The sequence below is a fragment of the Alkaliphilus sp. B6464 genome (genome assembly GCF_018141165.1).
GTDB lineage: Bacteria > Bacillota > Clostridia > Peptostreptococcales > Natronincolaceae > Alkaliphilus_B.
This window is the reverse complement of record NZ_CP058557.1, coordinates 2,278,269-2,301,449: the sequence shown is the minus strand read 5'-3', so window position 1 is coordinate 2,301,449 and position 23,181 is coordinate 2,278,269. Positions and strand designations below refer to the sequence as shown.

The window sequence follows — 23,181 nt, the reverse complement described above, 5'->3', positions numbered from 1 at the left end:
TTATTAACATTAAAATTATTGTTAATATTAGTTAAAATTAATTAATCTTTTTCATTGTATCATATTATATTTTTATATTTTATTCAACTATTTTCCATATAAACCTATTGATATTATTGATTTTTTCTCAATAATCGTCTGAAATTAGATAAATCTTAGTTGAAAATTTACATATAAAAGGTGCCTACTATGATTAATGGCACCTTTATATACTACTTACTAATTATTAATACCCGTAATACTGCCTCCAAACTGATGGAATATTTTTTTTGCCTGTTCTACTTCTTCATCACTGATTTCTGCAACCACTTTATAATTGTAACCGGCAATCTCTTCGAATCCTGCCATACCACTTACCATAGGACTAGCTGCAAGTAACGGGGCTTTTGTGCTATCTGTAAATCCTAAATTTCCTGAGCCTAAGACTAAATTTGAAAGATTTGGTGCTGTTTCTGTTCCAGCAATATTTCTTTCTACATTTCTATCAGGGAAATTATCATTTAAATCTAAAGAAGCATTGTTTAAACCTGATTCTTTAAGCAAATTAACTGCCTCATTTGCATTTTTTAAGTTATCAAAATAACCTTCAATTTTCATACAGATTCCTCCTAACATTTCTATATTAATAAAAATATTTAATTAAATAGGATTTTAATATGTATGTATAGCTTTTGGAATTTAAACTGCTATTATTCTATGTTACTAAAAATAAAAAACGAACCCTATGAATAGGATTCATTTTTTATACAGATTTCAATTAATAGTTTTTTATTATTATTTCTTTTGAGACTTTTGTCGTGAGTTTTTGTCTAAGATTTTTTTACGAAGTCTAATACTTTTAGGAGTAATTTCTACTAATTCATCGTCAGCAATAAATTCTAAGGATTGCTCTAATGAAAATATAATAGGTGGTGTAAGTCTTAATGAGTCTTCTGAACCTGATGCACGCATATTAGTTAATTGCTTTTTCTTGCATACATTTACCGCTATATCTTCTAGTCTTGAGCTTTCCCCAACTATCATACCTTCATATACATCTGTACCAGGACTAATAAACATCTTCCCTCTTTCCTGAGCACCGCTAATACCATATCCTGCAGCTGTTCCACTTTCAAAAGCAATAAGAGATCCTCTATTTCTAGCACGAATTTCCCCTTTATATTTATCATAGCCATCAAATAAATGATGGAAGATTCCATATCCCTTTGTATCTGTTAAGAACTCTGATCTATATCCAATTAAACCTCTAGCAGGGATTCTGAATTGAAGCTTCATTATACCTGTACCCGTTGGCTCCATGTTTAACATTTCACCTTTTCTTATACTTATTTTTTCAATAACAACACTTGAAGACTCCTCTGGAACCTCGACATATAATATTTCTATCGGCTCTAATAGTCCTTCTTCCGTTTTCTTCATAATTACTTCCGGTCTTGAAACTGCGAATTCATAACCTTCTCTACGCATAGTTTCAATTAAAATTGATATATGCAATTCTCCTCTACCAAGAATCTTAAAGCAATCTGAAGAAATTTCCTCCATTTTCATAGCGACATTTGATAATAGTTCTCTTTCAAGTCTATCTTTTAGATGTCTGCTTGTTACATAATCTCCTTCTCTACCTGCAAATGGGCTATCATTTACCATAATGTTCATGGAAATCGTTGGATCATCAATTTTAACTGAAGGTAAAGCTTCTACTTTATCTGTAGAGCAAAGAGTCTCTCCTATATTTATATCAGTAATACCAGATACTGCTATAATCTCTCCAACAGTAGCTTTCTCGGACTCAACTCTATTTAAACCTTCATATGTGTATAAATTACTAATTTTAACGTTAACTTGCTTATCATTTGACCTAACTAAAACGGCACCTTGCCCTCTATTAATTGTTCCTCTAGTTATCTTACCAATTCCTATTCTACCAATATACTTATCATAATCAATAGATGTTATTAAAAGTTGAAGTCCGCCATTTTCGTCTCCTTCAGGACAAGGAATATGTTCTAAAATACTGTCGAATAGTGGGATCATGTTCTCTCCTTCATCCTCAATATTTAATTTTGCATACCCACTTTTTCCTGAAGCATATACTACTGGAAATTCTAACTGATCATCGTCCGCTTCCAACTCTATAAATAGATCTAAAACTTCATCAATAACTTCTGTAGGTCTAGCTTCGGGTCTATCTATTTTATTTACTACAACTATCGGCCTTAAGCCTGTTTTTAAAGCTTTTTGCAGTACAAATCTAGTTTGCGGCATAGGACCTTCAGATGCATCTACAAGCAGAAGTACTCCATCAACCATGTTCATAATACGTTCTACTTCTCCACCAAAATCAGCATGGCCCGGTGTATCTACAATATTAATTTTTACATCTTTATAATGGATTGCAGTATTTTTAGAAAGGATAGTGATCCCCCTCTCTCTTTCTAAGGTGTTAGAATCCATTACCCTTTCCTCTACAACTTCATTGCTACGAAAAGTTCCACTTTTCTTTAGCATTTGATCTACTAAAGTAGTCTTACCATGATCAACGTGTGCAATAATTGCAATATTTCTAATATCATTTCTTTTCATCTTATTTCAACTTCTTCCTATATGAGTATAGTATGGTATATTCCATAATGAATTTATATCTTATTTACCTAAAAAATAACCATAAAAAAAATTTTATCATAAATAAAACTATACTGCAATCAACTTTATATTAACTTGCCCATATTTACACAAAACTATAGTTAGTAAAAGTAAAAAACCACTCAAATTATTGAGCGGTTTTAAGATAACTTTCTTGATTTACTCCCCAATCTTTCAGCTTTATATCTGTACCTATCCAAATTGGAATATTAATCTGAATAATTTCAAATAATTCCTCAACATCGGCATTTATCATACGTATACAACCTAAAGAAACATTAGTTCCAATAGAATATGGAGCATTATTTCCATGGATACCATACATACCTCCTCCGCCATAAGAAATACCTATCCACCTTTTACCTAGCGGATTATCTGGAGCACCACCTTTTGCAGATTTCTCTTTATAGTTCCACGAAGGATTGATAGTTTTTCTCACTATAGTAAACTTACCCTCAGGGGTGAGCCCAGAATCTTTACCTTGTGCAATTGGATATTTTTTTATAACATCTTTTCCTTTATACAAGGTTAATATCCTTTTAGTTTTATTCACTGTTATCCAGTGCTTATTGGAAGGTGGATTTGTTACTGTATCTGTGTATTTATAGGCACTCTCTAACATCCTCTTTCGCATTGCACTTTTAGTTTGCCTACCAATAGAACCATCTACAATTAGATTGTGTTCACTTTGAAATCTTAATATAGCATTTCTATTGTCCAACTGAGCATTCTTATATTCTCCTTTGTTAAATCCTAATTTTTTTAATGCCTCACTATAATCGATTTCTAAGCTTATCACTTTCTGTATATGAGTTTTGACAGCATTATTTATAATATTTACATCTATCTTGGGCGTATTTGGTGTTACCATTATAGTAGATAGAATTAAGCCTGATATAATAGACTTAAGCATAAAATCACCTCCTGCTATATCTATTAATATATCTTTTTGGTCATTTTTATGATTACTTATAATAAAAAAAACCTATCTTTATTAAAAAGATAGGTTTTCTATTGAAGCATATTTTTCAGATATAGCTTCTGCTACTTTTATACCATCTACTGCGGCAGAAATAATGCCCCCAGCATATCCTGCTCCTTCACCGGAAGGATATATTCCCTTAATATTACTCTCAAGATCTATACCTCTAACAATTCTGATTGGAGATGAGCTTCTGGTTTCAATTCCAGTCAGAATTGCATCCTTCATCCCGAAACCATTTAACCTTTTATCTAGTTCTAGTAAGGCTTCTTTAAAGGCCTCTACTACATATGTTGGTAGACAATTTCTTAAATCCGTAAGATTAATTCCAGGTGTATAGGATGGATTTACTTTCCCCAATGATGTTGATGGTATGCCCTCTAAAAAGTCCCCCACCAGCTGAGCTGGAGCACAATAGTTACTTCCCCCTTCTTTAAAAGCGCTCTGCTCCCACTTTCGCTGATAATACATTCCGGCTAAAGGGTGTTCACTTTCAAAATCCTCTGGTCCTATACCTACAAGCAATGCACTATTAGCATTTTCCTTATTTCTTGCATGCTCGCTCATTCCATTAGTAACAACACCGCCTTCTTCTGATGCTGCAGCCACTACAGTACCTCCTGGACACATACAAAATGTATACACAGATCTCTCATTTTTACAATGATGAACAAGTTTATAATCTGCAGCACCTAAGCGAGGATGACTAGCAAATGTACCATATTGACTTTCATTAATCATTTTCTGAGGATGTTCTATACGTACACCTATGGAAAATGGTTTTTGATGAATTTCTAATCCATTTTCATATACCATTTCAAATGTATCTCTTGCACTATGACCAATAGCTAATACAACTGCTTCTCCCTTAATTATACTCTCATTGTTAACCTTTACCCCTGTAATTCTCTCATCTTCTATTATAAAATCTGTAACCTTACTTTCAAAACGCACTTCTCCTCCTAGAGAAATTATCTTTTTTCTAATGTTTTTAACAACATATTGTAAAATATCCGTTCCAACATGGGGCTTGCTAGAATATAAAATTTCTTTTGGTGCACCAGCTTCGATAAATTCTTCCAGTACTTTTCTACACCTTGGATCCTTAATTTGAGTTGTTAATTTACCATCTGAAAATGTACCTGCCCCACCTTCACCAAACTGAACATTGGAATCCTTAATAAAGTTTCCTGTTGTCCAAAACTGATTTACATCCTTTGCCCTTTCTTCTACATCTTTTCCTCGTTCTAACACAATAGGGCAATAACCCATCTCTGCCAATATAAGTGCCGCAAATAATCCAGCGGGCCCAGATCCGATTATTATAGGTGGATTTGTAAGTTTATCATTTCCTTTATGCACATATTTATAATCCATACTAGGAGTAATTGTTATATCTTTAGACTTAGAATTTTTAATTATTTTATCCTCATTTTTTATAGTTACATCTATTGTATATACAAAATAAAGTTGATCTCGTTTTCTAGCATCAACTGATTCTTTATAAATTCTGTAATCTATCAGGTCAGCCTCACTAATATTTAACTTTTTCAGCAATGCCTTTTTTAAATCTGTCTCATTTTGATTAATTGTAATTTTGATTCCTGCTACACGTAACATATGTATTCTTCCTTCCTATAACTTAAGTTGCACTATTACATCGAAGCTTCGTTTCCAGCCACATAGCCGGAAGACCATGCCCATTGCAAGTTAAATCCTCCACAATCCCCATCTACATCCAAAAGTTCACCAGCAAAATATATCCCCGGAACAATCTTTGATTGTAGAGTATTTGGACAAATTTCTTTTAAGGATACACCACCAGCAGTTACCTGAGAATGCATCCAAGATTGTGATCCTATAATATCAAATTGCCATGCTTTCAATAAAGAAACAATTTTTTCTATTTCCTTGTTAGATATCTCCGAACAAGTTCTATTTAGATCATAAATATTTGATACCTTTAAAATCATAGGAATAAGCCTTTTATTTATTAGCCCTATAAAGCTAAAATCAAGAGGACGGTCGTACTGATAAGATAATCTAAGACTTATTAAATTTAAAAGTTCTTCATAAGTAAAGTTAGGAAACATATCTATTTCAATTATAGGCTGTTGTTTATTTTCAAGAGCTTCTACAGCATTCCTGCTAAGCTGTAGTATCGGAGGACCTGAAATACCATATTCAGTAAATAATAGTTCACCTTCTTCCCTTCTTAAAATATTACCATCTAAAATAACAGAAGCTGCACCATTAAATTTTATGCCTTTAATAGATTTTAAAAAAGGTGCCTCTAACTTTAATTGCACTAAAGCCGGAAAAGGATTAACAATATTATGACCCAAACTTTTTGCTAATTTATAGCCACTACCATTTGAGCCTAAATTAGGACTAGACATTCCTCCGGTTGCTATAATAACTTTATCTGCTTTATATTCTACTCCATTACTATCTATAAGAATAAATTCCTGTTTTGATTGTTTAATTTTATCTATTTCAATATCACATATTACTTCTATACTTAGTTTATCTAACTCATATCTTAATACATCTAAAACACTTGAGGCTTGATCTGACATAGGAAATACCTTTCCATCGTTCTCAATCTTATGAGCAATTCCTAAGATTTCAAAGAAGTTTATAGTTTCATCCACAGTGAATCTTTTCAAGATACTACTGGCAAACTTTTTATTACTGCTATGAATACACTTTAGATTACTTTCGCTTAATCCAACATTTGTAAGATTACATCTCCCATTGCCTGTTGCTAATAACTTTTTACCAATTCTATTCATTCTTTCATATATTACTACCTTAGCCCCATTTCTTGAAGCTACTATTGCTGCCATCATACCAGCAGCGCCTCCACCGATAATTGCAACTTCTCTTTGCATAAACATTAAACCCCTTTACTATATCTAAACATATTAATTTAAGATTTTCTATTTGTGCTAATTATATATAATAATATTATTTACTTCAACTGTATGTTTAATGACATATTATCTATAACAAAAGAAACAAGTATGATAACCGTTTTATTCAAAGCCATCATACTTGTTAAATGTAATTTTTTATTGTATATAGCGTATCTACTATTAAGCTGGAAAATCCTTATACATTTCCTGTTTAGCGCCACAAACTGGACATTTTTCTGGTAGATGCTCAGCTACAGTATGTCCACAAATAGGACAAACATAAATGGTTCCGATATCCATATCCTTACCCTGTCTTGCCATGTCTTGAGCATCTTGAAATAACTTTGCATGGATCTTTTCTGCTTCTAAGGCATAATGAAATGCTCTTTCAGCTCCTTTTTCATTTTGAAAACGCGCTGTTTCTAAATATACTGGATACATTTGTTCAATTTCATGAAGCTCTCCATCGATTCCACCTTGCAAATTTTCTACTGTTGTACCTATACCAAATACAGCTCCAGCTGGTACTGTATAATCGCCTTTTTGATCGTCCAATACTCTAAAATGATTGTCCGCATGAGCATATTCGGCATATGCAATCGCCCTAAAAAGTCTACCAATATTAGGCATACCTTCCTTATCTGCTACATCGCCCCAAATTAAATATCTCATATGGGCCATACTTTCTCCACCGTAGGCAGAGCGCAAGAAATCTGCAGTCATTGCATTATTTACTGACATATGTGAAACCTCCTTTTTATATTAATGAACTGGTGTCAGTTCGTCCTCTTTAAGAGTTACACGATTATGTTCTAATATTTGCTTTGTTCTATCTCCATCTTCTAGAGAGTCTAGATATACTACCTCATGTGGTACAATTTTAATTACCTTTAAAGATTCCCTATTCATTTCAATTAAATGAGGATCTGGAGAATATTTTAAAGCTTCTTCAAAAAGAGTTCTATTTTCAATACTAGTAGTAGCTTTTCCAAACACTTGAACTCCTTTAATTTTTCTAAAGTTAATATATTCTGTATTAACTAGAAGACAAACATCAGGATTCTCTTCAATTGCTTTAAATTTGTCGCCTCCAGCAGACAATATGTAAATGTCCATTTCATTACCAACAAAATATTGTATTGGACTACATCTTGGGCGCCCATCTAGATAAGTTGCCAGTGAGCCACTTTTATGTTCTTTTAAAAAAGAAATAATATGGTCTCTCAGCTCCATTGGGGACATTTCTCTACCATGCGTGTTCAACTTTATCATCTCCTTATTTAGTTATAGTTAATCATTTTCACTGTTATTATTTAGTTTATTTAAAAAAATATTCATAATATATTTTTCTATATAAAAAAATCCCTCTTTTACTATTCAAAGAGAGATTTTCAATATATTTGTTTAAAGACCTCACTGGTTTAGATCTTGTTTTAAAGTATTTTCATTAACTTTTAGTCGTTTTGATAATACAAATGTCATAACAGCGGCGGCAAATACCCTTAGGCTCAGTAATATATATCCATTAGCACCTACTGCAACAAAGATCAGAGTATCTTCTACAATAGCATGACAAGTAACTAGAAAAACTGAAATTAAAAATGTATCTTTTGTAGAAAGATTCCCATCTTTAGCGCTTTGTATAATTACTCCTGCGCCATAAGATATCCCAAAAATAATTCCTACTAATAATGGCAAAGTAGATTCTTTTGACATACCAAAAAATTTCGTTAGAAATTCGAAAAACTTAGATATTTTATCTAACACTTTATAGTCCTTAGCTACTTGAAGTATGATCATCAAAGGTATAACAATTTTAGCTATAGAATAAATAGAATTAAAGCTACCCATTACACCCTCTTTTAAAATGTCAATCACAGAAATACACCCATCCTTCCTACAATTATACCGGAAATAATGGCCAAGCCCATTCTAATTATCAGAGCATGAGAAACTTTAAATCCTAGTTTTCTTGTAACCGCAGTTTCTACTAATAAAGAATGGGAAAAAGAAAGCATTATTGCCAAAATTGTAACTTGCATAGCAGTCAACTCAATAGCTTTAATTGCGCCGATTGCAGCATATAGGTTAAGTACATTACCAACCACCAGTACAATAGCGGCCTCTCCAGGCAAATTAAAAACTCCCATTAAAGGTTCAAATAAAGTAGTAATCCAATCTATTATTGGTGTATTATTTAATATTGTTACAAAAATATATACAGGAACTATAGTTTTAGCTAACAACCATGTAGTTTCTATTCCTTTTCTAATGCCTGTCTTGATAGAACTTAGTAGCATTTAATCACCCTTCGTATAATTTTATGTTAAATTACTAGATAATATATTTTCTATAAATAATTTTAAAATCCTTCATACTAAATCTTTATTATTTTAAAAAAGCTAACCTTTATATGTATACTTACATATTATGAAATTAGAAGATGGTATGTTTACTTTCTTAAATATTCTTAAGTAAAGTCAATTATTTAATATGTATATGTATAGAATTAGATATTAATTAAGGAGTTGATAGTAATGAATTATTATCATCAATATACAAATAGCAATCAACCAGTATACTACTGGTCATACGACGTTAATCCTGCAAATGAATATTATCCAGGAAGTGGATGCAGAAACATAGCCATTGCTACTATACAAGGAGGCCCTCTTGCCCCAAACATCAGAGGGACTGTATACTTTATAAGCGCTGCTGGAGGAACAAACGTATATGTTGAGGTTTCTGGTCTTCCACCTTATAGACCAGCTATTGGTAATGGTAATCCTATTGGCCCCCATGGATTTCATATACACCAAAATGGCACTTGTGAGGTAGGTGATCCTACAGATCCTTTCCAAGCAGCAGGAGGACATTGGAATCCGACTAATCAGCCTCATGGTAGTGTATACTCATTGGTGGTTTTGTATGTTTAGGTCATCGTATATAGAACTTATGAATACATCCCATTCTATATCAATGTTTAAGAGAGGTTTTACTCCTGGACTTGACTTGTTTAACTGTTTAATCGTAATTTTTCTGATGAGTTTTTCAAGATTACGCCTTGTTATATCTCCACTTTCTATTATATCATTTATAATGTCTAAAGACTTAAATACTTTTTCCTTCATATTAGAACTATCTTCTTTTATTTTAATCATCTCATTTAGCTGAGATTCTAATCTCATCAATTCTCTATTAGCTTCTTTAATTACCTCAGCAGCGATCTCTTCTGATATAATTCCTTTGGCCAATTGCTTAGAATAGTTCTTAATCTCTTCCTTTTTATCTTTGATTTTCATGTTATACTGCTTAATAGATTGCTCATGATTTACTTTTAGATGGACCATACTATTTATTTCCTTATCTAATTCATCTGTAGTATTTTCAATATAACTCTTCATTAATTTTAATTTATCCAGGATTATAATCTTCAGCTGCTCTTCATGGATCTTATGACTACTACAGAAGCTAGCTCCATGAAGATGATTATTGGTACATATATAACTAGGTGGACTTTTCTTCTTGTTTACTTTCATAAATCCACCACCACAGTCTCCACATTTTAAAAAACCTATAAATAAGTTGATGCCCTTACTAGTGCCTCTTACGCTATTATCTAACCTATTATTCAATATTTTCTGTGCTAATAAAAAATCCTTCTTTGATATTATTGGATCATGGTGTTCTTTATGAACTATATGTAATTCTTCTTTTAAACGTTCTGTTTTACCATTGATTTTCTTTCGTTCCGTCTTCCCGCAACGAAGAATCCCTATATATACATCATTTTTTATTATCCTCATTACATGAGTACCCGTCCATGTATCAGCAATGCTACCAGAGATCATTTTTCCAGTTTTATTATATTGATACCTAGACGGTGTAGGTATTCCTTCATCTTGTAATATATTAGCAATAATTCTTCCACCATTACCAACAATATATAATTGAAATATTTTTTTTACTATACTTGCTGCTTCTTCATCAATTATAAGCCCATGTTTATTGTCAGGATCTCTCTCATAGCCAAAATAGACCTTTGTTATTAAACCATCTGTTTTTTGCTTCATTTTTAAATTAGATTTTATCTTCCGAGATATATCCTTTATATACCTTTCGTTATACCATGTTTTTATACCTATGATATCGTCATCGTCTGTAGAGCTATCATAATTATCATTTATTAGTATGAGTCTAACATCGTACTCTTCCAGATATTCTAAAAATAATAATGTTTTAGCATTATGCCTTCCAAGTCTAGATAAATCCTTCATTATTAATATATCTACTTGTCCAGCTTCAATTAAAGCCTTTAACTCATTTAGTCCTGGCCGATTAAATGTGTATCCCGATATATTATCATCCTCAAATATCTTTATAGGCCTAAGTCCAATTTCATTAACTGAGTATTCATTGATTATTTTATTCTGTGTAATAATGGCATCGTAATTTTCCTTATCTTCATCCCTAGATATTCTGGAATACCCATATACTTTCATTCTCACTCCCCCAAATTACAATCAATAATATACAGTAGTAGAATTCACAAACTATTAGATACTAATTAATAATTTTATCTTCCCTTAATTTAGATAAAATCATATCCTTAATTGCATCTTCTATTGTAGTGCTGCCGTGAAAAGTATGAGTAATTTCAGCAATGTTTTTATATTTATTTTTATCTTTTATAACCAATCCTTTATTGTTGTTCTTTAACCTTACCTCCTGCTCCTGTTTCATTTATCTCATCCCCTTTTAAAGTATTGTTATATTACTTAAATTGAAACTCTTACTAACTATATGAATCTTGAAGATTGTCTAATTCACCTTTGAATCAAGTCTTATGTAGTTTATTTTCTTTTTCAATAACCCTTTGGAGCCCTTAAAGTTAATAAAATAAAAAAACTACAATTATGCATTGTCATCTTGAAATATGTAACTATTTTTTTATTGCTGAGATAACTTTTCTCGCTCCTTGCGTAACTATCACAATGCCGTTTTCACTTTCCTCAAAATCTAAATTAAGTGCCATACAAGCACCTTGAAATTTACCTAAAGCTAATGAGTATCCTTGGCTGTTTTCCCTCTCAAACACTGTGTTATTTTCTTTTTCACATAAGTAATTAATAGCCAAAGCATCTAACAATTCTTTTCTACTCCTTGCATCCATCTAATCACTCCATATTGCATATTTATCTTGTGTTGAAGCTTAACCAATAGACCTGTTTTTTCTTTATCAACCCATTTTTTGAGTGCATTAAATAAAAATCGATTAAGATCTTCTGCCGATACGTCTTTAAAAATACATTCTTTTTTCTTTCTAAAATTACCGTTCTTATTATAAGTGATTACACCTATATCATCAGGAACTAAATCTATTATTTTAGGGTATAATTCTGTAGGTACCACATAATAATTATGATTTCCTACAAAGTTATGACCATTTTTAGATTTGAAATCTGATTTAGAAATTTTGATCTCAAAGCAAGTTGTTAATATTCCTAGCATATACCGATTCTTTTTATAAACACATCCTATGCACTTTTTACAAGGGAACTTTTCCCCTTGTATTTTACATGAAAGCCCTTCTAATTCTTTAGAACAGAAACTTTTATTTTCTTCAACATAATCCTCAAATCTAATTACATCGACATATCCAGTGCCAACATCTACTTCCTCAGCATATCTAATAGTTCTTAAATTACTATTAAGTGCTGGTCTATACCAAGATATGCACCGTTTAATTTGTTTCGTTAATTCTGTTTCTGCCATTTTGCACCTCCCTTGTGTCGCCTAAATTTCATGTTCGCTAAAGAAAGTAGAGTAGGGGAATGAAATATCATTCCCCCCTCATCAAACCGTGCATGCGATTTTCCCGCACACGGCTTTCCGATATTCTTCTTCCTTCAGCATTCATCAACCAGCAAGTTTTCTGAGCCCATTTTTATAAATAGTCTGTCGAACCTTTGAGATTCCAGCATATCTCCTATTATTTTGGGTTTTGTAGTTATACCATAAAGTAAATTTCTTTATGATATACCAATCCATTTTATTCAGCTGTTTCCCTGCATTCTTCAATCCGTAATAGTTTCTCATACCAATTATTTTAGGATTTAAGATTCTAATCATATCTTGTACCTCCAGCAACAACGTTGACCTGCTGGCAAATACACCTTTGATATTGTCCCTCATCTTCTGCATAGCTTTTTGTGATGGAAACTGGTGAGTTTCTTGAAATCTCTGTCCTTTAGAGGTTTCTGTAGTTTTCCTCCGATGGTGAAATCCAAGAAAATCAAACCCATCTTTTCCATCCCACATATTGACTAGCTTCGTTTTCTCAGGATGCAGTCCTAATTCCAGCTTTCCCATAATATATTTCACGGCTTTTAAGGCATGTTCTGCTTCTTTCTTTGTTCTACTGATTATTACAAAATCATCACAATATCTTATGAGTTTTCCAAGGTGGCTACAGTGTTTTTCCCATTTTGTATCCAGATAATGAAGGTAGATATTTGACAATAATGGAGAAATTACTCCGCCCTGCGGGCTTCCAATTGTACTGTTATATATCTCTCCCTTTTCCATGACTCCAGCCCTTAACCATTTCCAAATCATTTTAAGAATTCTTCTATCTGATATTCTCTGTTTTACCAATAACATTAACTTTTCATGATTAATGTTATCAAAATATCCTTTAATATCAGCATATACTACCCACCATCCCTTGTTTGCTGTATCTTTTCGTATTCTATCTAAGGCTTGGTGAGCATTCCTCTTAGGTCTAAAGCCGTAGGAACAGTCTTTAAAATCAGCCTCAAATACAGGTTCAATAGCTATTTTAACCGCCATTTGTATAACCCTATCTCTAATCACTGGTATCCCTAGAGGTCTCCTTTGGTCTTTACCCTTCGGGATATAGGTTCTTTTCACAGGTTTAGGATGGTATTTCCCTTGTTTTAATTCTGTTTGTATTTCTATCAGAAATTTATCTACTCCATATTTTTCTACATCTGCTATTGTAATTTGGTCAATTCCACCTATTCCACCATTAGATTTTACTCTTTTCCATGCCTCCATAAGTATATCTTCTCCATATACTTTATCGTATAAGGCATGGAATCTTCGCTTGCTGTTTAATTTGGCTGCAAGGTATAGCTTCCTTTGAAGTTTTCGAACTTTTTCTTTGGTGTTGTTAGCCTTAATGGCATTCACTCGCTCTTACCTCCTTTGGATAGCTTGAATAAAGTAGAGTTCCTTTCCTATTTACAGTTTTGTTGTCTGTAAAATCTTTGGTACTATGAACTCCTCCGACTCCCTCTTTACAAGCATTCAACTTCACCTCATCGGCTTATATGTAGCTTCTTTACAGTTTTCACTGTGCAAAGTAGGGTCTCTCCAGTTCCGAACCACACTTTCAGTACATGTCGTTTCCTTTACACCGAGGGATTCTTCGATGGTGCTCTCCAAGTTCTACCCATCTTCCATGGTCTTCGCCCATATGCCCAAGGCTCGACTTCCCTTTTTACCTCTGTACCACAGAGACCTTTTTTGACGATGCGGCAGAATTCACTTTATGTTACAACCTGCACTTTTGCTTGCCCTGTTATTAAACAGGTACTTTATCCTCCCGCTTGGCACCCCACATTACTGCGGAGCACTGGGATTAGCTAACGGGCTCCTTGGCAATTACCCGTACTGGACTTTCACCAGCAAGTGTGATCCAGCTTTGCTGGACGCACAGCATAAAAAAAGAAGCTAAATTTTAGCCTCTGTATTTAACATATTAATCTCATCTTTCTAGGTCCCAATCATCTTCCAGTAATACATCTTCTATTTCTCCATATAACTTTTCATATGTTTTCACTATGGAACTATTCTTAAGCGCAATACTGTTAATAAAATTAACCTGTTCTTCCCTAGAATTCGTTTTCGTAGCCTTTTTAAATATTTCAGTCATCTTATTATAATTGCAATTAAAAGCTTCTACACTTGCTTCTATCATTTCAATATCTGTTATATTAGAGAAGTCAATGCTATACCCTGCGACTTGTGCTAAGTATTCTATAAAAATCCTTTGTGCTCTTCCGTTTCCTTCCCTAAATGGATGCAATACATTAATTTCACCCAAATAATAAGCAAGTTTATCATGAATATCAGGCTGTGATATCCCAATTAAATAATTTTCACGCTTTAATTTAGAAAATATTTCTTCAGCACCTTCTAAAATATACATATGATTATAGAATGAATTGCCTTTTGAGATATTTACTGTTCTCAATTCTCCAGCCCAATCATAAATATCATTAAAAATCTGCTTATGAATAGATTGTAGGTGTTTCAAGTCTAAATTCCCTTTAACCGGTGTATGCTTTATTTCAGCTATAGATAAAGCCGTATATTCCCTCTCGGCTATTTCCAGCTGCTCGTTATTAGTTATATTAAATTTATTTTTTAATACAAATGAATTGGCATAACAATACTTACTGTCCCATTCATAGCTATAACTATAGTTTTCATTCATAATCTTGTACCTATATATTTCTAGTATGCTTTTTAATAATTCTTTTTTTCATTTCTTCAAAACTAACTTTATTCGATAAACATAGTTTAAGCCTTTCTTTATCTTCTTCAGTTAAGGGCATCCCTTCCATGGCCATCGTTCCATTGACTTCTTTAATTATTTGCTCTATATCCTTCAAATACAACACACTCCTTTGAATAACCTCTTAATTATATTATACCATATTACATGGTAACTTATATGTAAAAAAACTTCCTTAAAACATCTTACTTTTCTGATATTTGTTATTGCAAATTATTAGCCCTACCTATTTGTTAAAATAAGTGCTTCCTATAAAGATAATAAATACTCTAGATTCCAGCTCTAATTCATTTATTATCTTTATAAAATTTAGTACTACAGGCTATCTATGGTTAGTAGATATCATAATACTGCATATGCCCTTTTCACAGAAACATCACAGTACTCCTCCACAATATGCAGGCCACTCTCCAAGGGATCTCCTAGGACTAAATGGAAGTATCATTATTTTCTTCTTGTGGATCATGGCGATTTAGCATAACCACCGCTAATTTTGGTGTTGTAATGGGTTATTGAAATAAAAAATTAACCGTCCACCCGCTCGCTTTCTGTCCTCCAGCCACAAGAATAATGTACCTGTAATACTACCTTATTAATTTTTCAAAGATCTATTGATTACTTCAAAATTGAAAATTTATATATTTAAATATGAGAGTTTAGAAGCTCTTCATATATAAATCAAGGTAATTACAAGACTACTTGCTTATATTTTCATTATTGAAAATATTATCATTTTTATATTTAAGAATGTTTTTTATTCTTATAGCTACAGCTAGTGAAGGGTTCTTTTTTCCATTTTCAATATTAGTATAAGATGTCCTTGCTATATCAATCTTTTTTGATAATTCTGCATGTGTGAATCCACGCATTTTTCTTTGTTTTTTTTAATTTGCTCTCATAACTCTTCTCCTATTGTCCCATTTAGAAACATTCTTATTAACTAAATAATAGTCCCATTTAGAAACATTGTCAAGCAAATTTTATTATAATTATTTCTTTTGGGGACATTGTTTTCAATATGTTTATTTTAGAGACATTATCATGTAAAATTATAGCAATGGGAGGTGTGGTACCTTGAATTTTTCAGAAAGATTACGATCACTTAGAAAAGATTTGAATCTTACGCAAGAAGAACTAGCACAGAAACTTAATAAAACTCGTTCTACTATTGCAGGATATGAAACTGAGAGAAAACAACCAGATTATGAAACATTAAAATTTATTGCTGACTTTTTTGATGTTTCTATTGATTATCTTCTTGGAAGAACTCATGACAGGAACCCTACTGTACGAATATCAATAGAAGAAGAACCTGATAAATGTAAAAAATCTAATGAAATATTTGAAGATATCGAGAACTTATCTCCTGAAAGCCAAGAAGAGTTAAAAAAGTTAATAGAGCTTTATAAAATAAGAGATATGCAGAAGCGTAACGACGAGATTTCTGATGAATTAACCAAATAAGACTAAGTAAACAAATTATTAAAACTAAATACGACTTAATAAGACAATTGAAAGGCAAATAAAATATTATTCCGAAAGGGATATATTTTTTTAACTACTGTTCGGAAAATATTGGTGAATATGGAATATGTTTGTTGTATTTTGTCGAAATTTGTAAATTAGGAGTGATTGAATGGCACAAATGTTCCCACCTACTATAGAAGGGTTTCAAGAAGAACATCATAGTGAAATAGAATTCTTTTCCTTTCTTAAGCTTAGGTTACCTGACAACTATTATGTTTTTTGGAATATAAGAGTTAACAAAAGAAAACCTGACTTTATAATAGTAGGACCAGATTTAGGCTTGGTGGTATTAGAAGTAAAAGATTGGGCTTTAGGCACAATATCTCGATCTGACTTAAAAAAATATTACTTCAAACCATATGGCGTTTCTGAAATTAATCCTTATGAAAAAGCAGAAACATTTAGAGAAAAAGTAGAAGAAGCGCTATGTGAAGAAATAGGTCTACTACAACAAGATGGAATTTATAAAAATAGGATTAAATTTAGCAGGGCTTCAGGAGTTGTTTTTACTAATATAAACAGAATTGATTTTGAGAGTAGTACCCATCGGAATTCTATAGATAGTGAATTTATTCTATTTAAAAACGATATACAAAACATAAAAACTCCTGAACAGTTAATCAAAAAACTTAAAGCTATGTTTGTGCCTGAAAAGAGTTTCTATTTTGAACCTTTATCTTTAGATGATATGTCATTAGTAAGGAAGGTTTTATTTAGAGATTCCATTTTTTATACTGAACTTGATACTAAAATAATAGATGCCGGTTATGATGTTGAAAATGACCTGGTCGAAAGTTACACTTCTTCTACAGATGTTACAGGAGACGTTAAAGAAGAAGTTATGCTTGAATATCTAAACCATAAAAGGAAATTTCCATTTAAAAAAATAATTTTTTCACTCTTTGTCTTGACATTTCTTGCTAGCCTTCCATACTTACATAAAATAGTAGAAAGTTATGAATATCAGGGTAAAAGTATTTCTGAATACATTGGTTCTCTTTTCAACTCAAATATTAATGTATTAGGCAAAAATTCTGAGGAAAATATTGATTTGTTTCCTCCTACAATGATTTTAAAAGTTCAAAATAATCCTTATGGCAAAGGGACTTATATACTTATACAGGACGGTAAAAATTATATATCTAGTAAGACTTTCCCTAAAGATTCTTATATTGAATTTTATAACGATAGAAAAATCATTATATATAACAGCAAAACTTCGGAAACAAAAGAATTTATTGCAGAAAACGATGTAATAAAATTGGAAGTTGGCAATGCCTATACAAAAATTTATTTGAATGGTATCGAGCATAAGTTTGTGAAAAATTTTAAGTATAATTTTATTGATAATAAGATAGTTAATTGAAATATTATATTCCCTATATTCTACATAAACAAAATCGAATTTGTTACCCAAGACTATAAAATTGAAAGAAGGAACTATTAGACTATGATAAGAAAAAAATATGAATGCTCAGATGACCTAAAGGAAATTATTTTAATAGAAAGCCTTGATGATTTGCAGAAATTATCAGAAAGTAGACAATCTTTAATGTGGTTTAGAGGTGTTTCAAGAGCAAGCTATCGATTGGTGCCAAAAGTTATAAGAAATGCAGAAGTCATATCAGATCAATTTGGAAGATATGTAGAGCCAAGAAATATAAGATCTAATGATAGTGGTGATCAGTACTTATTTCCAAATTTTATGAAGATGTTGGATGTATTCAAGCAAGTAGTATCAAAGAAGGAAATTAATAATGCTATCACAGATTTTGATTGGCTTTTTATAGCTCAACATTATGGATTACCTACGCCGTTATTAGATTGGACAACTGATTTCCTTGTTGCGCTATGGTTTGCTACAGAAGAATCTCAAGATATGATGTCATTTGCAGATCAATTAAAAGAAGATTCTATGTTTAATCCACTTAATGATCTAAGAATATATGAATTTTCCAGAGACTTATCCGCTATTTATATAATAAATCCATGTAAAATAAATAAAATGAGTATAGATTTTAAAAATGTAAATGATCCAATTGATGTAGATAAATATTATGATTTAATGAAAACATTTTTAAATACAGGAGAACGCCCTTATTTACCGTTGTGTATAAAGGGAAAAGATATTGATGTTCGATTACGTAATCAAAAAGGGAATTTTACTATACATGGTTTAAATATTTGGCCAATAGATTATTATACTGTATTTAGAAATAATTTAACCAAAATACTTATTCCATCAGAATTGAGATATGATATTAAGATGTATTTAGAAACTTTGGGGATTAATAGAGACTTTATTTATAATGGATTTGATGCCAAAGAATATGCAGCCGAAGCAATTGGCATATATGAAAATGAAATTTTCAATAGAAATATTACTATTATTAGAAATAGTAACTCAAAGGCATAATGGCTAAACAATTCCATATAAATACCAACTTGTGCGAAATTTAAATTTCCAATTATATTTATAAGGCTAATGGACAGGTAGTGTGGGTTGGCATTTGGATAATATATATTTCTACTCCAGCGATAAAGTTGGAGACATTCAATAAAATATTTTTCTCTCCTGCAATGAATATATGAAAAAACGAAAAATTTTAACTAGATGTATTGCTGATCATATCAGTGGAATGACTGATAGCTATGTACTTAATGAATACTCTAAGCTGTATGAAAGTGTTTCAGGACTTATGTAGCTATACTTATTACTTTATATTAGAATCGAGTGTGAATGCAATGATTGATAGATTGAACAATTTCATAAATAATTTAATTAACAGTAATCCCCTTATACTTATTATTCTCTTTGTATTAGCGGAGTCTATACCTAATACCCCTTATGTTTTTAAAATAATTATTTATATATTTATTTTATTTGCTTTTGCAAATGATTTATCCTACCAAATAGATCATTATCGTAATAAGAAGAACTTTCCTAAAGAAAAAGATGAGTTTTTGCAAACTCTGTTTAAATGGTTTGAAGACAGAGGCAAAGAATCTATACAGCTAAATGATTTATATTATTTAGCTAATATAACGATTGGAAATAGTAACGACCTTTATATTCTTCTATGCGAGTTTAAAAAATTCAATATACATATAAATGATGAAACTAAAACTACTATTAAGTGGCATGATAAAATAAATACTCTTTTATATGAACTGACTAGTAATTTACACCAAGGCAATTTAAAAAAGAATGAATGGCGGTTACTAAATAATTTGGATGAGCATATAAAAAAGGAAAACTATTCATATGAACAAGAAACTTTCTTAAAATTATACCTAAGTTATTTTACAGATATGTTAATTGAAAAAAATGATTTTATAGATAAATCACGTAATGGCAGCGGAACAAAAACAGTAATAGAGTTTATCACCTCAATTATAGGTTTGCTTTTACCTATTTTTAGTGAACAAATAGTATCTATAGCAACATCAGTTTTTAAAATAATACCAAAATAATTAGAAAAAATTTTTAAGCACTAAAAAATTTAACTTAAGCACACTTATATTCTTATACAAAATTTTAGTTAGCCTACCTTAAATATATGTATCTAAAATATTGTATTAAAATAAATGAGGGGGATTGTATGGTTGAAAAACAACTAGATATTTTTTTTAGGCAGATTCAATCTTTTTTTAACCCGAATACTGTTTTAATAGTTGGGTCTGGTCTATCTTGCGCCGAAGGAATTTCAGGCATGGGGAATTTAGCAAAAGAATTATTAAAGAAAGTACCTAGCCAAATTAAAAATGATAGTCAAGATTTATGGTATAAAATAAAAGGTGATTTAATAGATGAAAATTCTATAATTAGAGATGATGTAAATCTCGAAGCAACATTACTTAAATTTTCACCAAATGAAGATATTGAAAATATAATCCGAAATATAACTACGGATCTAATAAAAAGAGAAGAACAGCAAGTTATTCAGAAAGTAGTCAAGGGAGAAAGAAATTTAAAGTTTTCAAATTTCATTAAAAGATTTAGTTTGTCTGAAAATGGATTAACTATAATAACTACTAATTATGACAGGCTAATAGAAATTGCATGTGAAATAGAAGGAATACCTGTAGATAATTTATTTTATGGTAAAAATATTTCTGTATTGAATGAAAGCAAAAGTAAAATGAGTTTCTGTGAGAAAATTATTAACCATGGAAAATCAATTAAACTATCCTTAGCTAAAAAAATTGTAATTTATAAACCTCATGGATGTTTGAGTTGGTATCTGTATAATGGTAATCCAATTCATTCAAACTTTGATCTAAATTTAGATAGATTAGTTGTTACTCCTGGAGGTAATAAATATAAATTAGGATATAATACTCCTTTCGATATACATAGAACAAAAGCAAATTCAGCTATTTCTAATGCTTCAAAATTCATTATAATAGGATACGGATTTAATGATGATCATTTAGAAACATATTTAAAGCAACGTATTATTAGTGGTATTCCAACATTAATATTGACTAGAAGCCTAAGTCAAAATACTAGGAATATTATAAAGGGAAAAGAAAACGTTATATCAATTTCGTATTTTAAAGAAGATGTAAATTCAGGTTCTGAAGTGTTTTTTGATAATACTATCTACAAAATTCCCGATAAACACTGGTGGGATATAGAAAATTTAATAGAGGGGGTATTCGGTTATGAATAAAACAACAATATTTGATTTTAAAGAAGACTCAAAAATCGGACAAGTAATTAGCGTAGATACATCTAATATTATTATTAGTGTATCTAATTTCGAAATTATGGGATGTATCAGTATTGGACATATTGTAGCCGTTAAAAGTATTTATGAACATGAACTATTAATATGTATAATTGAAAAAGTTTCCAGAAAACAAAATGAATCTCTTCAAATAGACGGCTTCGAAGATGACTTTCCTATTGAGTTTAATGCTAATGATTTAATAAGAGTGGCTATCATTGGAACTTTCAAAAGTATAGATGGTTTAAAACATAATGTATTTAGAAGAGGAGCAAATATCTTTCCTAACATAGATAGTGAATGTTTTCTAGTTAATGGTGAGAATTTACAACGCTTTATGGGCTTATTGGGAAATGATATTGAGCAAAGGCAACAGCTTATAATTGGAACCTTTGCTAATGATACAAATTCTAAAGCAATCCTAGATGGTAATAAATTATTTCAAAGACATGCAAGCATTCTTGGAAGTACAGGTTCTGGAAAAAGTTGGTGTGTAGCTACTATTTTGGAAAAAGCTAATGAATTAAAGTATCCAAATATTATTGTTTTTGATATGCATGGGGAATACACCTCTCTAACCAGAGGTGAAAAACCGATTGCAGAATTATATAAAATTGCTGGTCCTGGTGATTTAGACAAAAAGTCCGATAATTTAATTTTTCTGCCATTTTGGCTGTTAAATCGTGAAGAAATATTATCGACAATATTAGATCGAAGTGATAATAATGCTCCCAATCAGGCATCCAGATTTACAGTACATTTAAAGGACTTAAAAACAGCAACTTTAGATAGTAACAATGATGAAGATATAAAAAGGTCATTTACAGTAGATTCTCCTATTCCCTATTCAATAGATGATTTAATTAATTTATTAAAAAAAGATGATACAGAAATGATTCCAGGATCAAGGGGTGATAAAAAAGGAGATTGGAATGGAAAACTCACAAGATTTATTTCCAGATTAGAAACTAAACTAGAAGACAAAAGATATGCATTTTTATATAGGCCTAAGAAAGAATGTAATAACTATAACTGGATTAATACTTTTATTTCAAGCTTATTATGTATAAAAGAAAATGGTAAAGGAATTAAAATAATAGATTTTTCTGAAGTACCTTCAGATATACTACCTGTAATTACTGGAACCTTAGCGCGAATATTATATGATGTTCAATTTTGGACAGATAGTGAAAAAAGGACTCCTTTTACATTACTTTGCGACGAGGCTCATTTATATTTACCAGTAAAAGATGATGCAGATTCAGTTCAAAAACAGGCTCTATATAATTTTGAAAGAATTGCTAAAGAAGGGCGTAAATATGGCGTTTCATTGCTTGTAGTTAGCCAAAGACCATCCGATGTTAGCAAGACTATTTTAAGTCAATGTAATAATTTTATTGTATTAAGATTAACCAATGATCGTGATCAAAATGTAGTAAAAAACCTAATTCCAGATTCTTTAAAAGGTGTCATTGATTGCTTACCTATTTTAGATGTAGGAGAAGCTCTAATCTTAGGTGATTGTATATTATTGCCTAATAGAATTAAGTTACAAGAACCTAATCTAAAACCTGAAAGTAATACTATTGCATTTTGGAAGGAATGGAATGAATCTAAACCAAGCGAAGGTGAAATTCACAAAGCAATCAGAAATTTAAGAGCTCAATCTAGGTTGGATAATTAAAAAGTATATTGATAAAAAATTCTAGGTGGTAGGACTCTACCACCTCATTTCCATATCAATATAAATTTATAAATTATATTCAAATTTAA

At 31.1% G+C, this 23,181-nt stretch carries 26 protein-coding genes; 8 read left to right on the top strand and 18 right to left on the bottom strand.

The annotated features are described in order from the left end of the window. Window positions 1-219 precede the first annotated feature (219 nt). From HYG84_RS11345 to HYG84_RS11305, 9 genes are all read right to left on the bottom strand, one after another. On the bottom strand, window positions 220-597 hold the full coding sequence (locus tag HYG84_RS11345; protein ID WP_212377239.1) for a hypothetical protein: 378 nt from the start codon (window positions 595-597) through the stop codon (window positions 220-222). A 177-nt stretch (window positions 598-774) separates the two neighbouring features. After that, a complete protein-coding gene (typA, locus tag HYG84_RS11340) occupies window positions 775-2,583 on the bottom strand; it encodes a translational GTPase TypA (protein ID WP_212377237.1) in 1,809 nt (602 codons plus the stop codon). Between the two features lie 187 nt (window positions 2,584-2,770). Further along, window positions 2,771-3,556, bottom strand: coding sequence for a L,D-transpeptidase family protein (locus tag HYG84_RS11335; protein WP_212377234.1), 786 nt, complete (start codon window positions 3,554-3,556; stop codon window positions 2,771-2,773). Between the two features lie 81 nt (window positions 3,557-3,637). Beyond that, window positions 3,638-5,245 carry an NAD(P)/FAD-dependent oxidoreductase gene (locus tag HYG84_RS11330; RefSeq protein WP_212377231.1) on the bottom strand — a complete coding sequence of 536 codons (1,608 nt, stop codon included), beginning with the start codon at window positions 5,243-5,245 and terminating at the stop codon, window positions 3,638-3,640. Window positions 5,246-5,280: 35 nt separating this feature from the next. Continuing rightward, window positions 5,281-6,519, bottom strand: a complete 1,239-nt coding sequence (locus HYG84_RS11325; protein ID WP_330655440.1) for an NAD(P)/FAD-dependent oxidoreductase — start codon at window positions 6,517-6,519, stop codon at window positions 5,281-5,283. Window positions 6,520-6,723: 204 nt separating this feature from the next. Then, on the bottom strand, window positions 6,724-7,284 hold the full coding sequence (locus HYG84_RS11320) for a rubrerythrin family protein (RefSeq protein ID WP_212377225.1): 561 nt from the start codon (window positions 7,282-7,284) through the stop codon (window positions 6,724-6,726). A 21-nt stretch (window positions 7,285-7,305) separates the two neighbouring features. Continuing rightward, window positions 7,306-7,815, bottom strand: a complete 510-nt coding sequence (locus HYG84_RS11315; RefSeq protein ID WP_249168600.1) for a pyridoxamine 5'-phosphate oxidase family protein — start codon at window positions 7,813-7,815, stop codon at window positions 7,306-7,308. 141 nt (window positions 7,816-7,956) lie between these two features. After that, entirely contained in the window at window positions 7,957-8,421 is a 465-nt protein-coding gene (locus HYG84_RS11310; protein ID WP_249168599.1) for a nucleoside recognition domain-containing protein, read from the bottom strand. After that, window positions 8,418-8,843, bottom strand: coding sequence for a nucleoside recognition domain-containing protein (locus tag HYG84_RS11305; RefSeq protein WP_212377222.1), 426 nt, complete (start codon window positions 8,841-8,843; stop codon window positions 8,418-8,420). The genes HYG84_RS11310 and HYG84_RS11305 overlap by 4 nt, the downstream gene beginning before the upstream one ends. A 237-nt stretch (window positions 8,844-9,080) precedes the next feature. Between HYG84_RS11305 and HYG84_RS11300 the strand changes: the two genes are divergently transcribed. Then, window positions 9,081-9,479 (top strand): superoxide dismutase family protein, encoded by a 399-nt coding sequence (locus HYG84_RS11300; RefSeq protein ID WP_212377219.1) that lies wholly within the window; start codon window positions 9,081-9,083, stop codon window positions 9,477-9,479. Here the strand turns inward: HYG84_RS11300 and HYG84_RS11295 are convergent. The 9 genes from HYG84_RS11295 to HYG84_RS11255 all read right to left on the bottom strand — a co-directional run bounded on the left by HYG84_RS11295 (window position 9,456) and on the right by HYG84_RS11255 (window position 16,017). Then, window positions 9,456-11,045 carry a recombinase family protein gene (locus tag HYG84_RS11295; protein ID WP_212377216.1) on the bottom strand — a complete coding sequence of 530 codons (1,590 nt, stop codon included), beginning with the start codon at window positions 11,043-11,045 and terminating at the stop codon, window positions 9,456-9,458. The two genes, HYG84_RS11300 and HYG84_RS11295, sit on opposite strands and share 24 nt — an antisense overlap. 61 nt (window positions 11,046-11,106) lie before the next feature. Further along, complete coding sequence (locus HYG84_RS11290; protein WP_212377213.1) at window positions 11,107-11,286, bottom strand: hypothetical protein; 180 nt, start codon at window positions 11,284-11,286, stop codon at window positions 11,107-11,109. Between the two features lie 199 nt (window positions 11,287-11,485). Continuing rightward, window positions 11,486-11,716 (bottom strand): hypothetical protein, encoded by a 231-nt coding sequence (locus HYG84_RS11285; RefSeq protein WP_212377210.1) that lies wholly within the window; start codon window positions 11,714-11,716, stop codon window positions 11,486-11,488. After that, window positions 11,686-12,318: a hypothetical protein gene (locus tag HYG84_RS11280; protein WP_212377207.1), complete on the bottom strand. Its 633-nt coding sequence runs from the start codon at window positions 12,316-12,318 to the stop codon at window positions 11,686-11,688. Before HYG84_RS11280 ends, HYG84_RS11285 begins: the two co-directional genes overlap by 31 nt. A 144-nt stretch (window positions 12,319-12,462) precedes the next feature. Continuing rightward, the gene (gene ltrA, locus HYG84_RS11275; RefSeq protein ID WP_212377204.1) at window positions 12,463-13,758 is read right to left on the bottom strand and encodes a group II intron reverse transcriptase/maturase; all 1,296 of its coding nucleotides are present in this window, start codon (window positions 13,756-13,758) and stop codon (window positions 12,463-12,465) included. Further along, window positions 13,745-13,885 carry a hypothetical protein gene (locus HYG84_RS11270; RefSeq protein ID WP_212377201.1) on the bottom strand — a complete coding sequence of 47 codons (141 nt, stop codon included), beginning with the start codon at window positions 13,883-13,885 and terminating at the stop codon, window positions 13,745-13,747. Before HYG84_RS11270 ends, ltrA begins: the two co-directional genes overlap by 14 nt. 450 nt (window positions 13,886-14,335) lie before the next feature. Then, on the bottom strand, window positions 14,336-15,067 hold the full coding sequence (locus HYG84_RS11265; protein ID WP_212377198.1) for a Fic/DOC family protein: 732 nt from the start codon (window positions 15,065-15,067) through the stop codon (window positions 14,336-14,338). Window positions 15,068-15,077: 10 nt separating this feature from the next. Beyond that, window positions 15,078-15,245, bottom strand: coding sequence for an antitoxin VbhA family protein (locus HYG84_RS11260; RefSeq protein ID WP_212377196.1), 168 nt, complete (start codon window positions 15,243-15,245; stop codon window positions 15,078-15,080). 598 nt (window positions 15,246-15,843) lie between these two features. Further along, entirely contained in the window at window positions 15,844-16,017 is a 174-nt protein-coding gene (locus HYG84_RS11255; protein ID WP_212377193.1) for a helix-turn-helix transcriptional regulator, read from the bottom strand. Between the two features lie 205 nt (window positions 16,018-16,222). On the opposite strand from HYG84_RS11255, the gene HYG84_RS11250 reads away from it, so the two are divergent. From HYG84_RS11250 to HYG84_RS11220, 7 genes are all read left to right on the top strand, one after another. After that, window positions 16,223-16,612 carry a helix-turn-helix domain-containing protein gene (locus HYG84_RS11250; protein ID WP_212377190.1) on the top strand — a complete coding sequence of 130 codons (390 nt, stop codon included), beginning with the start codon at window positions 16,223-16,225 and terminating at the stop codon, window positions 16,610-16,612. 172 nt (window positions 16,613-16,784) lie between these two features. Continuing rightward, window positions 16,785-18,041, top strand: coding sequence for a nuclease-related domain-containing protein (locus tag HYG84_RS11245; protein WP_212377186.1), 1,257 nt, complete (start codon window positions 16,785-16,787; stop codon window positions 18,039-18,041). 84 nt (window positions 18,042-18,125) lie between these two features. Further along, window positions 18,126-19,091, top strand: coding sequence for an FRG domain-containing protein (locus tag HYG84_RS11240; RefSeq protein WP_212377183.1), 966 nt, complete (start codon window positions 18,126-18,128; stop codon window positions 19,089-19,091). 172 nt (window positions 19,092-19,263) lie between these two features. Beyond that, on the top strand, window positions 19,264-19,380 hold the full coding sequence (locus tag HYG84_RS20890; protein ID WP_212377181.1) for a hypothetical protein: 117 nt from the start codon (window positions 19,264-19,266) through the stop codon (window positions 19,378-19,380). 52 nt (window positions 19,381-19,432) lie between these two features. After that, complete coding sequence (locus HYG84_RS11230; protein ID WP_212377179.1) at window positions 19,433-20,149, top strand: hypothetical protein; 717 nt, start codon at window positions 19,433-19,435, stop codon at window positions 20,147-20,149. A gap of 128 nt (window positions 20,150-20,277) precedes the next feature. Next, on the top strand, window positions 20,278-21,351 hold the full coding sequence (locus HYG84_RS11225) for an SIR2 family protein (protein WP_212377176.1): 1,074 nt from the start codon (window positions 20,278-20,280) through the stop codon (window positions 21,349-21,351). Continuing rightward, complete coding sequence (locus HYG84_RS11220; protein ID WP_212377174.1) at window positions 21,344-23,092, top strand: ATP-binding protein; 1,749 nt, start codon at window positions 21,344-21,346, stop codon at window positions 23,090-23,092. Before HYG84_RS11225 ends, HYG84_RS11220 begins: the two co-directional genes overlap by 8 nt. The last annotated feature ends 89 nt before the right edge of the window (window positions 23,093-23,181 follow it).

Excerpts from the sequence above, each read along its gene's own strand:
- HYG84_RS11345 (WP_212377239.1), bottom strand. The coding sequence starts at position 597 with ATGAAAATTGAAGGTTATTTTGATAACTTAAAAAATGCAAATGAGGCA.
- typA (WP_212377237.1), bottom strand. The coding sequence starts at position 2,583 with ATGAAAAGAAATGATATTAGAAATATTGCAATTATTGCACACGTTGAT.
- HYG84_RS11335 (WP_212377234.1), bottom strand. The coding sequence starts at position 3,556 with ATGCTTAAGTCTATTATATCAGGCTTAATTCTATCTACTATAATGGTA.
- HYG84_RS11330 (WP_212377231.1), bottom strand. The coding sequence starts at position 5,245 with ATGTTACGTGTAGCAGGAATCAAAATTACAATTAATCAAAATGAGACA.
- HYG84_RS11325 (WP_330655440.1), bottom strand. The coding sequence starts at position 6,519 with ATGCAAAGAGAAGTTGCAATTATCGGTGGAGGCGCTGCTGGTATGATG.
- HYG84_RS11320 (WP_212377225.1), bottom strand. The coding sequence starts at position 7,284 with ATGTCAGTAAATAATGCAATGACTGCAGATTTCTTGCGCTCTGCCTAC.
- HYG84_RS11315 (WP_249168600.1), bottom strand. The coding sequence starts at position 7,815 with ATGATAAAGTTGAACACGCATGGTAGAGAAATGTCCCCAATGGAGCTG.
- HYG84_RS11305 (WP_212377222.1), bottom strand. The coding sequence starts at position 8,843 with ATGCTACTAAGTTCTATCAAGACAGGCATTAGAAAAGGAATAGAAACT.
- HYG84_RS11300 (WP_212377219.1), top strand. The coding sequence starts at position 9,081 with ATGAATTATTATCATCAATATACAAATAGCAATCAACCAGTATACTAC.
- HYG84_RS11295 (WP_212377216.1), bottom strand. The coding sequence starts at position 11,045 with ATGAAAGTATATGGGTATTCCAGAATATCTAGGGATGAAGATAAGGAA.
- HYG84_RS11290 (WP_212377213.1), bottom strand. The coding sequence starts at position 11,286 with ATGAAACAGGAGCAGGAGGTAAGGTTAAAGAACAACAATAAAGGATTG.
- HYG84_RS11285 (WP_212377210.1), bottom strand. The coding sequence starts at position 11,716 with ATGGATGCAAGGAGTAGAAAAGAATTGTTAGATGCTTTGGCTATTAAT.
- HYG84_RS11280 (WP_212377207.1), bottom strand. The coding sequence starts at position 12,318 with ATGGCAGAAACAGAATTAACGAAACAAATTAAACGGTGCATATCTTGG.
- HYG84_RS11265 (WP_212377198.1), bottom strand. The coding sequence starts at position 15,067 with ATGAATGAAAACTATAGTTATAGCTATGAATGGGACAGTAAGTATTGT.
- HYG84_RS11255 (WP_212377193.1), bottom strand. The coding sequence starts at position 16,017 with ATGCGTGGATTCACACATGCAGAATTATCAAAAAAGATTGATATAGCA.
- HYG84_RS11245 (WP_212377186.1), top strand. The coding sequence starts at position 16,785 with ATGGCACAAATGTTCCCACCTACTATAGAAGGGTTTCAAGAAGAACAT.
- HYG84_RS11240 (WP_212377183.1), top strand. The coding sequence starts at position 18,126 with ATGATAAGAAAAAAATATGAATGCTCAGATGACCTAAAGGAAATTATT.
- HYG84_RS20890 (WP_212377181.1), top strand. The coding sequence starts at position 19,264 with ATGAAAAAACGAAAAATTTTAACTAGATGTATTGCTGATCATATCAGT.
- HYG84_RS11225 (WP_212377176.1), top strand. The coding sequence starts at position 20,278 with ATGGTTGAAAAACAACTAGATATTTTTTTTAGGCAGATTCAATCTTTT.
- HYG84_RS11220 (WP_212377174.1), top strand. The coding sequence starts at position 21,344 with ATGAATAAAACAACAATATTTGATTTTAAAGAAGACTCAAAAATCGGA.